Genomic DNA, 9,120 nt, shown 5'->3' on the forward strand with positions numbered 1-9,120 from the left:
GTGACACCAACGGGAACGGCCCCCAACGCCCGACTGTCGCTGCTTGTCGCGGCGGCGGCCGCGGGCCTTTTCGCGTTAGTCGGCGGGTGGCAGCGGCGCTGGATGAGCGACGACGGCCTCATCGTCCTGCGCACTGTGCGCAACCTCCTGGAGGGCAACGGCCCCGTGTTCAACGCGGGCGAGCGGGTGGAGGCAAACACCTCGACGCTGTGGCAGTACCTCATCACAGCCTTCGGCTGGCTCACGGGAGCGCGGCTCGAGGACGTGGCCATGTGGCTCGCGCTGCTGCTGTCGGTCGCCGCGGCGGTGGGGGCGACCCTCGCGGCGGGCCGCTTCTGGGGGAGCGCGACCGTCCTGCTGCCCTTCGGCGTCATCCTGTACTTCGCGCTGCCGCCGGCGCGCGATTTTGCCACCTCCGGCCTGGAATGGGGGCTTAGCCTCGCGTGGATCGCCGGGTGGTGGGCCCTGCTCGTGGCGTGGGCGATGCCCGGCGGGCGCCGCGCGAAGGCGCCGGTGGGCTACTGGCTCGCCTTCTGGTGCGGTCTGTCCTGGTTGGTGCGCCCTGAGCTCGCGCTCTACGGCGGCATCACCGGCCTCGTCCTGCTCGCGCACGCCCCGCGTAAGGCCCCGGGCATCCTCGCGGCCGCGCTCCCGATCCCGGCCGCCTACCAGGTCTTCCGCATGGGGTACTACGGCCTGCTCACCCCGCACACGGCGGTGGCGAAGTCCGCGTCCGACGCTGAGTGGGGCCAGGGCGCCGCCTACGTTTGGGACTTCATCGCGCCCTACGCGTTGTGGGCCCCGCTTCTGGTCGCCGTCGCCATCGGGGCATGGTTGCTTCACGACGCCCACGGCCGCCGCCTCACCATCGTCGCCCTCGTCGTCGGCTGCGCCCTCGTGCACGTCCTCTACGTCACGCGCGTCGGCGGCGACTTCATGCACGGGCGGATGCTGTTGCTGCCCCTGTTCGCCCTGCTGCTGCCGCTCATGGCGGTGCCCGCACGCCCGCTCACCGCCGCGGCGGCCGCGGCGGCCGTGGCGTGGGCGGGTGTGGTCATCGTCCGCGCCCACCCGCTGCCGGACGACCTGGAAGAGCGCACGGCCGACGAGCTCGGCGTGGTGGACGAGCGCGAGTTCTGGACCATGGCCGTGCAGCGCGACCCGGGAGACCCGCCGCTCTACGCCGAGGACTTCCTCTCCTCGAAACTCATGGGCAACTGGTCCGACGCGATCGAGGAGGCGCGCGCGAACGACGCCGCCCAGATGATCCTGGCCAGGACGAACGACGACCCCGAGACCTACGCCTGGTTCTTCCGGCCGCGCTTCCCGGGGCAGGACTCCGACTTGGAAGATCAGCCGCTCACCGTCTACCTCATCAACCTGGGCATGACCGGGATGAACGCCGGGCTCGACGTCCGCGTCCTCGACACCGTGGGCCTGGCCACGCCGCTGGGCGCGCGGATGCCGCGGGACCCAGACGGGCGCGTCGGCCACGACAAGCACCTGCCGCTGGAGTGGCAGGTGGCGGACACCGGCATGGACCTCGACACCCTGCCGGAGTGGGTGGATCGGACGACGGCGATGCAGGCCAGGGCGGCGCTGCGCTCGCCGGAGATCGCGGACCTTCTGGCGTCGTCACGCGAGCCGATGTCCGCGAAACGTTTTATGCACAACCTGCGATATGCCCTTCAGGGCGGTCGCACGCTCGAGCTCAGCGACGACCCGTCGGTGTACCTCGACGAGGCGACACTGCGGCGCATCGAATCCGGCGATGACGTCGGGCGCGAGGGAGCCCGCGTGGTGTGGCCGCGACACGCCGACTAGATTAAAAAGCAACGAATTGATAACGTCTACCAAGATTTCTTCTGCCAACAACCTTGAGGGGGCATTGTGAACGCGACAGGAACCATCAAGCGCGCGCTGATCGCCGCGCTTGTCACGCTGGGCATGGCGCTCGGCCTCGTCGCCACCGCGCCGAACGCCTCGGCGGCGCACCGCGACTGGCTGCGCCCGGACGCGACCGGCACCTGCATCTGGGACCCGGGCGTGGCCTACTGGGTCCAGCGCTGCGACGTCTGGTCGGAGGCGATGGGCCGCACCATCCCGGTCCAGATCCAGCCGGCGAAGCGCGGCGGTAACGCGGCGCTGTACATGCTCGACGGCCTGCGCGCTCAAGACACCACCAGCGCCTGGGTCAACGACGTCAACGCGGCCGCGACCTACGTCGACCACAACATCACCCTGGTCATGCCGGTCGGCGGCGCGAGCTCCTTCTACGCCGACTGGCAGGCGCCGGCGACCTACGACTTCGAGAACCCGGTCATCTACAAGTGGGAAACCTTCCTCACCGAGGAGCTGCCGGCGTACCTGGAGCGCCACTTCGGCGTGGCCCGCAACAACAACTCGATCCTCGGTCTGTCCATGGGCGCGACCGCCGCGATGAACCTGGCCGCCAAGCACAACGACCAGTTCCGCCAGGTGCTGTCCTTCTCCGGCTACCTGACCACGACGCTGCCCGGGGGCCAGACCGCACTGCGCCTCGCGCTTCTCGACGGCGGCCTGTACAACATCAACGCCATGTACGGCTCCGTGATCAACCCGCGCCGTTTCGAGAACGACCCCTTCCTTAACATGGAGGGCCTGCGCAACAGCGACGTGTACGTCTCCGCCGGCTCCGCCGTCCCGGGCCCGGCCGATCAGAAGTACAAGCCGGAGCACCAGGCGTCCGGGATCGCGCTCGAGGCCTACGCTAACCTCACCACCCGCGTGTGGGCGCTCAAGGCGCGCGCCACCGGCCTGAACTTCACCGAGGTGTACACGCCGACCGGCCTGCACAACTGGGACCAGTTCGGCGGCCAGATGGAGGCCACGAAGCCTCGCGTCCTGGACGTGATGAACGCCTGGTAATCGCGCCATGAAACCGCTCGCCGTCGTCACCGGTGCAACCTCAGGGATTGGCCGGGCGACGGCGTTGCGCTTGGCGGAGCACTTCACCGTCATTGGCACGACCCGCGACCCCGCCTCGCTTGCGGACCCGCTGCCGGGCGTGAGCTACGTGGCCCTGGATCTGGGCGACCCGGAGTCGATCAGGCGCTGCGCCGCCGAGATCCTCGCGCGTGGGGTGCCCGAGGTGCTGGTGAACAACGCCGGCGAGTCCCAGTCGGGGCCCTTCGAGGAGCTGCCGCGCGAGGCACTCGAGCGCCTCTTCCAGGTCAATGTCCTCGGGCACGTCGACCTCACGCAGCGGTTGGTGCCGGCGATGAGGGCGGCGGGGCGGGGGCGCATCGTCATGGTCGGCTCGATGCTCGGCAGCCTTCCGCTGGCCTACCGGTCGAGCTACGTCGCCTCCAAGGCGGCGATCAAGGGTTTTGGTCTTGCCGCGCGCCGCGAGCTCGCGCCGCACGGCGTGTGGGTCGCCGTGGTGGAGCCGGGTTCCATCGCGACGGGAATTTCGGCGAGGCGCACGGAATACGTCGATAAGCATGGGCCCTACGCGGCGGAGTTTGAGACGATGGTGACCCGCCTGAACGCCGCCGAAGAGGGCGGGATCAGTGCGGACCGGGTGGCGCGGGAGATCATGAAGCCGGTCCGGGCGGCGCGGCCGCGGGCCTTCTACGCGCGCGGTTCCTTCGCGCGGGTGGTGTTTCCGCTGGCGCGGCTGCTGCCGCGGGAGGCGATGCTGTGGATCGTTGCCAGGAAACATGGCCTAAAGGGCGTGTCGCGCGTTAAAGTCTCAAGTAAGACTTAATATATCGTGTAGTGTAACGACACGACGCTGTACGCCGATACGTCCGAACGTAGACCGGCCCCGGGAGAGGGGAACTCCCGGAGCCTGCATACGCAGGATGCTCAACGCGACCTCACAGAAAAGGCAGGATAACCATGCGAGATTACCGTTCCCCGCGTCGCACGTGGCTCGTCGCGGCTGCACTCCCGACGGCGATTGCCCTCGGCGTCGGTGCCGCCCCCGCGATGGCGCAGAGCGCCCTCCCCTTCAGCTCCCAGGGGGGCAGCCTCTCGGACAACATCCGGCCGAAGGACCCGCCGAAGCGGACCCCGATTGAGGTTGACGAGAACCCGCAGATCCCGGGCCTGCCCGAGGGGGTCTCCGTCGACCGCATCGAGTGGCTGACCAACCGCCGCGTCGCGGTGTTCGTTAAGTCCGCCGCCATGCCGGAGCAGCTCATGCAGGTGCAGATCCTGCTCGCCCGCGACTGGCACCAGAACCCGAAGGCGACGTTCCCGGAGGTGTGGGCCCTTGACGGCCTGCGCGCCCGAGACGACGAAAACGGCTGGACCATCGAGACCAACATCGAGCAGTTCTACGCGGATAAGAACGTCAACGTGGTTCTGCCCGTGGGCGGCGAGTCCTCCTTCTACGCCGACTGGCAGCGCCCGAACAACGGCAAGAACTACAAGTGGGAGAGTTTCCTCACCAAGGAGCTCGTCCCGATCATGACGAACCACTTCCGCTCGAATGGCAAGCGTGCCGTCGTGGGCATCTCCATGGGCGGCACCGCCGCGGTGAACCTCGCGGAGCGCAACCCGCACCTGTTCGACTTCGTCGGGTCCTTCTCCGGCTACCTCGACACCACGACGACCGGCATGCCGACGGCCATCAAGGCGGCGCAGATGGATGCGGGCGGCTACAACTCCGATGCGATGTGGGGCCCGCCCGGCTCCCAGGACTGGATCGACCACGACCCGAAGCTCGGCATCGAAAACCTCCAGGGCATGACCGTCTACGTCTCCTCCGGCTCCGGCCGCGACGACTTCGGCGACCCGAACTCCGTGGCCCGCGGCGCGGCAAACCTCGCGGGCACGGGCCTGGAGATCATCTCCCGCCTGTCCACCCAGACCTTCGTCGACTACGCCTCGCGCACCAACGTCAAGCCCATCGTGATGTTCCGCCCCTCCGGCGTCCACTCGTGGGAGTACTGGCAGTTCGAGATGACGCAGGCGTGGCCCTACATCGCCGACGCGCTGGAGGTCCCCCGCGAGGGCCGCGGCGCTGACTGCGCCCCGATCGGCGCGATTGCGGAGACCACGAAGTCCGGCGTGATTGGCTCCTGCGTGAACAACGAGTACGACGTGGCCAACGGCGGCAAGGCACAGGACTTCCGCGGCGGGCAGGCGTTCTGGTCGCCGACAACCGGCGCGCACGCCCTCTTCGGCGCGATCCTGGCCAAGTACAACGGCCTCGGCGGCCCGGCTGGATGGCTGGGCTTCCCCACCACCGGAGAGACACCCACGCCGGACAAGCGCGGGCGCTTCGTTCACTTCGAACACGGCTCGATCTACTGGACCCCGGAGACCGGCGCCTACGCCATCCCGGGTGACATGTTCAAGGCTTGGGGCACCCACGGCTACGAGAACGGCCACCTGAAGTACCCAGTGGCGGAGGCCCAGAGCATCAACGGCGGCTTCGTGCAGCAGTTCGAGAACGGCTTCCTCACCCGCAACCCGAACGACGGCGGCCACTACATCGTCCACGGCGCGATCGGTGCCAAGTACGGCGAGATGAACACCGCGGCCTCCGGCCTCGGCTACCCGAAGGGCAACGAACGCGCAATCCGGGGCGGCTTCTTCCAGGAGTTTGAGAAGGGCAACATCTACTGGTCGCCCGAATCCGGCGCCCACGCCATCTACTACGGCGAGATCTTCGATGCCTGGGGCAAGGAGGGCTACGAGCAGGGCCGCCTTGGCTGGCCGGTCTCCGACATGAAGGAGATTCCCGCCGGCGGGCTCACCATCGACTTCCAGCGCGGCACCCTTGAGCAGGTCAACGGCACCGTGCGAGAAAAGAGGCGCTAATGCGTCTCACGGCAACCAGCGGGGTGCTCGCCGCGCTCGTCGCCTCCTGCCTTGCGCTCTCCGGCTGCGGCTCCGCGACGGTCGAGAGCACCGACGAGACCACGGAGGAGACGACGTCGGAAAGCGCCACAGCGACGACGCCGGAAAGCGCCACAACGACGACGGAGAGTGCGACCACGACGGCGGCGTCTGAGGAACCGCCCGCCGACGGCGAGCGGCCCGCCCGTGAGGTGGAGTCCGTCCCGCCCGCCGGGCCGAGCTACACCGCCGAAGAAGAGCGCTTCCTGGATGAAATCAGAAACAACGGAGTGAACGTCGAGGGAGTTGAAGACCAGCTCACAGCAACGGGGCATAGCCTCTGCGCGGGTACAAACGTCACGCGTGACGCGGTCGCCGGCCAGCTTGTGGAGCAGCGGCGCACCAACCTTGACCCCGCTGACCTAGCAACGCTCATCGAAGAGACCGCGCACGCACACCTCTGCTAAGGAGATTCATGCGTAAGCCTCTCATCGTCGGCGCGGTCGTGATCGTGCTGGCTCTCATCGGCCTGGGCATCTACCAGTGGCAGGTTGGCGAGACCCCGCTGCCCCCGGGGGAGCACGAGCCGCCGGCGAGCTCCGAGGCCCTGCCCCCGCCGGAGCCGGACTGGTGCCCCGCCGTCGAGGTGGTGTCCATCCCCGGCACGTGGGAGTCCTCCCAGGACGACGACCCGTTCAACCCGCAGGCGAACCCGTATTCCTTCATGCTGTCGATCACCCGCCCGCTGCAGGAGGCCTACTCCATCGACGACGTGCGCGTGTGGACGACGCCGTACACGGCCCAGTTCCGCAACATCCAGACGGCCGCGGGCCGCACGGAGATGACCTACGACGAGTCCCGCGCCGAGGGCACCGCCCGCGCCAACGGCGAGCTCGCCTTCGTCAACGAGACCTGCCCGAGCACGAAGTTCATCGTTATGGGCTTCTCGCAGGGCGCGGTGATCGCCGGCAACATCGCCAACCAGATCGGGACCGGAGCCAACGCCGTTCCGCCGGAGAAGCTCCTGGGCGCGGTCATGATCGCCGACGGCCGGCGCGAGCCGGGCGTCGGCGTCAACCCTGGCGTGGAGATCCCGGGCACCGGCGCGGAGATCGCCCTCCAGCCGCTCAACCGCGTCGTCCAGGCGGTGACGCCGGGGGCGACCATGACGGGGGCGCGCGAGGGTGGCTTCGGCGCCGTCGCGGACCGCGCCTTCGAGATCTGCGCGCCGAACGATTCGGTGTGCGACGCGCCGCAGGACTTTGGCACGCTGCTTGACCGCGCGGGCGAGCTCTTGCTGGCCAACGGCAACCACGCGCAGTACGCGACCAACCCGGAGGTCATCCCCGGCACGACAACGACCCAGTGGTCGATCGATTGGGCCCGTGGCGTGATCGACCAGCAGCTCGGGCGGTAACATTTCAAACGCCCAAACAAAACAACGAAGGAGTCTCATGGACCTGAGCGTCATCATCCAGCGCTTCATCGACGACGACGGCACAATCGCCCTCCCGCAGAACTTCACCATCCCCGCGCTCACCGAAATGCTGTATTTCATGGGTGCGCAGCTGGGGCAGTTGGATGAGATCAACATCCGTTTCTGGGACTTCTCGGAAAGCTCCGAGGGCGAGCTGCGCACCATGACGCGCCGGGAGGTCAACACCCGCGTGAAGGCTGTCGCGGCGCGCCTCATGCAGGTGGGGCAGCCGGGCGACCGGGTCGCCATCCTGGCGAACAACTCCCCCGAGTACCTTTTCGGTTTCATGGGCGCGATGTACGCCGGCCAGGTGCCCATCCCCCTCTACGACCCGAACGAGCCCGGCCACGGCGAGCACCTGCGCGCCGTGCTCAGCGACTCGGGGGCGACAACCGTGCTGACCAACAAGGCGGGCGGGCCCGCGGTGCGCGCCTTCTTCGCCGACCTGCCCGCGGCCCAGCGCCCCCGCATCCTCTCGGTGGATTCCCTGCCCGACTCCCTGGCCGAGTCCTGGGTGCCCCTGGAGACGCCTGAGGGCACGGACACGGCGAACGACACCGCCTTCCTGCAGTACACCTCGGGGTCGACCCGCATGCCGGCCGGTGTGATCATCACCAACGAGTCCATCGTGACCAACGTGATCCAGATTTATACGGCGGTGGACCTGCAGCAGCCGCTGCGCGCCCCGATCTGGCTGCCGCTGCACCACGACATGGGCATCATCGTCTCCATGCTGCTCGTCGTGCTGGGCAACGAGATCGAGCTGATGTCCCCGCGCGACTTCATGCAGCAGCCGAAGCGCTACATCAAGCAGCTGTCGCGCCGCGAGGACGACCCGGACGACGTGCACATTTACTCCCTCGTGCCCAACTTCGCCCTCGACGTCATGGCCCGCTACGCCAAGCTGAGCGAGGAGGACGGGGTGGATCTGTCCGCCGTGGAGGGCCTCATCATCGGCTCCGAGCCCGTCACTGAGCGGGGAGTGGAAACCTTCGTGGGGGCCTTCGAGGAGTACGGCATGCGCCGCCCCACGATCCGCCCGGGCTACGGCCTCGCGGAGGCGACGCTCATCGTCACCACCGCGCAGACGGAGGACCGGCCGAAGTTCCTCAAGCTCGACCGCGAGAAGCTCACGGAAGGCAAGGCGGTCGCGTCCGAGGATGGCGTGACGATGGCGTCGACAGGCCAGCCGGTGCGGTGGATGAACTTCGCCATCGTGGACCCGCAGACCCGCAACGAGGTGCCCGAGGGCACCGTCGGCGAGATCTGGATCAACGGCGCCAACGTCGCCGGCGGCTACCTCGACCGCGAGGAGGAAACCCGCGAGGCCTTCTCCAACACCATCGGGGAGACGCTGCAGGAGGGCCTGCCCGAGGACAACTGGCTGGCCACGGGCGACCTCGGCGCGCTCGTCGACGGCGAGCTCTACATCACCGGCCGCCTCAAGGACCTCATCGTGGTCGCCGGGCGCAACCACTACCCGCAGGACATCGAGGACACGGTGCAGCGCGCCACCGAGCACGTGCGCACCGACTCAGTCGCGGCCTTCGCCGTGCCGGGCGATAACGTTGAGTGCCTCATCGTCTTCGTCGAGCGCGCCGACGACGCTGACCCGGCCGGGGACGCCGCCGCGGAGGACGCCATCCGCTCGGCCGTGACCTCGGTCCACGGCATCTCGCCTGACGTCATCGCCTTCCACGCCCCGAACGAGATCGCGCGCTCTTCCTCTGGCAAGATAGCCCGCCGGGTGAACATGACGAGGTTCCTCGAGCGAGATAACGGGTAACGCTCGGGCCCTCGTCAGCGATAGG

7 protein-coding genes are annotated in these 9,120 nt (G+C 68.4%); all 7 read left to right on the forward strand.

The features are described 5' to 3' along the window. The 7 genes from BLT81_RS11860 (at position 1) to BLT81_RS11890 (ending at position 9,095) form a co-directional block, all read left to right on the forward strand. Complete coding sequence (locus tag BLT81_RS11860; protein ID WP_040421718.1) at positions 1 to 1,824, forward strand: hypothetical protein; 1,824 nt, start codon at positions 1 to 3, stop codon at positions 1,822 to 1,824. 123 nt (positions 1,825 to 1,947) lie between these two features. Then, entirely contained in the window at positions 1,948 to 2,907 is a 960-nt protein-coding gene (locus BLT81_RS11865; protein ID WP_081582999.1) for an alpha/beta hydrolase, read from the forward strand. Between the two features lie 7 nt (positions 2,908 to 2,914). Continuing rightward, positions 2,915 to 3,748 (forward strand): SDR family oxidoreductase, encoded by an 834-nt coding sequence (locus BLT81_RS11870; RefSeq protein WP_019194802.1) that lies wholly within the window; start codon positions 2,915 to 2,917, stop codon positions 3,746 to 3,748. A 134-nt stretch (positions 3,749 to 3,882) separates the two neighbouring features. Further along, positions 3,883 to 5,814 (forward strand): alpha/beta hydrolase-fold protein, encoded by a 1,932-nt coding sequence (locus tag BLT81_RS11875; RefSeq protein WP_019194801.1) that lies wholly within the window; start codon positions 3,883 to 3,885, stop codon positions 5,812 to 5,814. After that, positions 5,814 to 6,299: a hypothetical protein gene (locus BLT81_RS11880; RefSeq protein WP_019194800.1), complete on the forward strand. Its 486-nt coding sequence runs from the start codon at positions 5,814 to 5,816 to the stop codon at positions 6,297 to 6,299. Before BLT81_RS11875 ends, BLT81_RS11880 begins: the two co-directional genes overlap by 1 nt. 8 nt (positions 6,300 to 6,307) lie before the next feature. Then, positions 6,308 to 7,249 (forward strand): cutinase family protein, encoded by a 942-nt coding sequence (locus BLT81_RS11885; RefSeq protein ID WP_019194799.1) that lies wholly within the window; start codon positions 6,308 to 6,310, stop codon positions 7,247 to 7,249. A gap of 37 nt (positions 7,250 to 7,286) precedes the next feature. Then, the gene (locus tag BLT81_RS11890; protein ID WP_019194798.1) at positions 7,287 to 9,095 is read left to right on the forward strand and encodes a FadD32-like long-chain-fatty-acid--AMP ligase; all 1,809 of its coding nucleotides are present in this window, start codon (positions 7,287 to 7,289) and stop codon (positions 9,093 to 9,095) included. The last annotated feature ends 25 nt before the right edge of the window (positions 9,096 to 9,120 follow it).

The organism is Corynebacterium timonense, assembly GCF_900105305.1.
Lineage (GTDB): Bacteria > Actinomycetota > Actinomycetes > Mycobacteriales > Mycobacteriaceae > Corynebacterium > Corynebacterium timonense.

What these genes read in the sequence shown, in the direction of transcription:
- BLT81_RS11880 (WP_019194800.1), top strand. Translation starts at nt 5,814, where the DNA reads ATGCGTCTCACGGCAACCAGCGGGGTGCTCGCCGCGCTCGTCGCCTCC.
- BLT81_RS11875 (WP_019194801.1), top strand. Translation starts at nt 3,883, where the DNA reads ATGCGAGATTACCGTTCCCCGCGTCGCACGTGGCTCGTCGCGGCTGCA.
- BLT81_RS11870 (WP_019194802.1), top strand. Translation starts at nt 2,915, where the DNA reads ATGAAACCGCTCGCCGTCGTCACCGGTGCAACCTCAGGGATTGGCCGG.
- BLT81_RS11885 (WP_019194799.1), top strand. Translation starts at nt 6,308, where the DNA reads ATGCGTAAGCCTCTCATCGTCGGCGCGGTCGTGATCGTGCTGGCTCTC.
- BLT81_RS11890 (WP_019194798.1), top strand. Translation starts at nt 7,287, where the DNA reads ATGGACCTGAGCGTCATCATCCAGCGCTTCATCGACGACGACGGCACA.
- BLT81_RS11865 (WP_081582999.1), top strand. Translation starts at nt 1,948, where the DNA reads ATGGCGCTCGGCCTCGTCGCCACCGCGCCGAACGCCTCGGCGGCGCAC.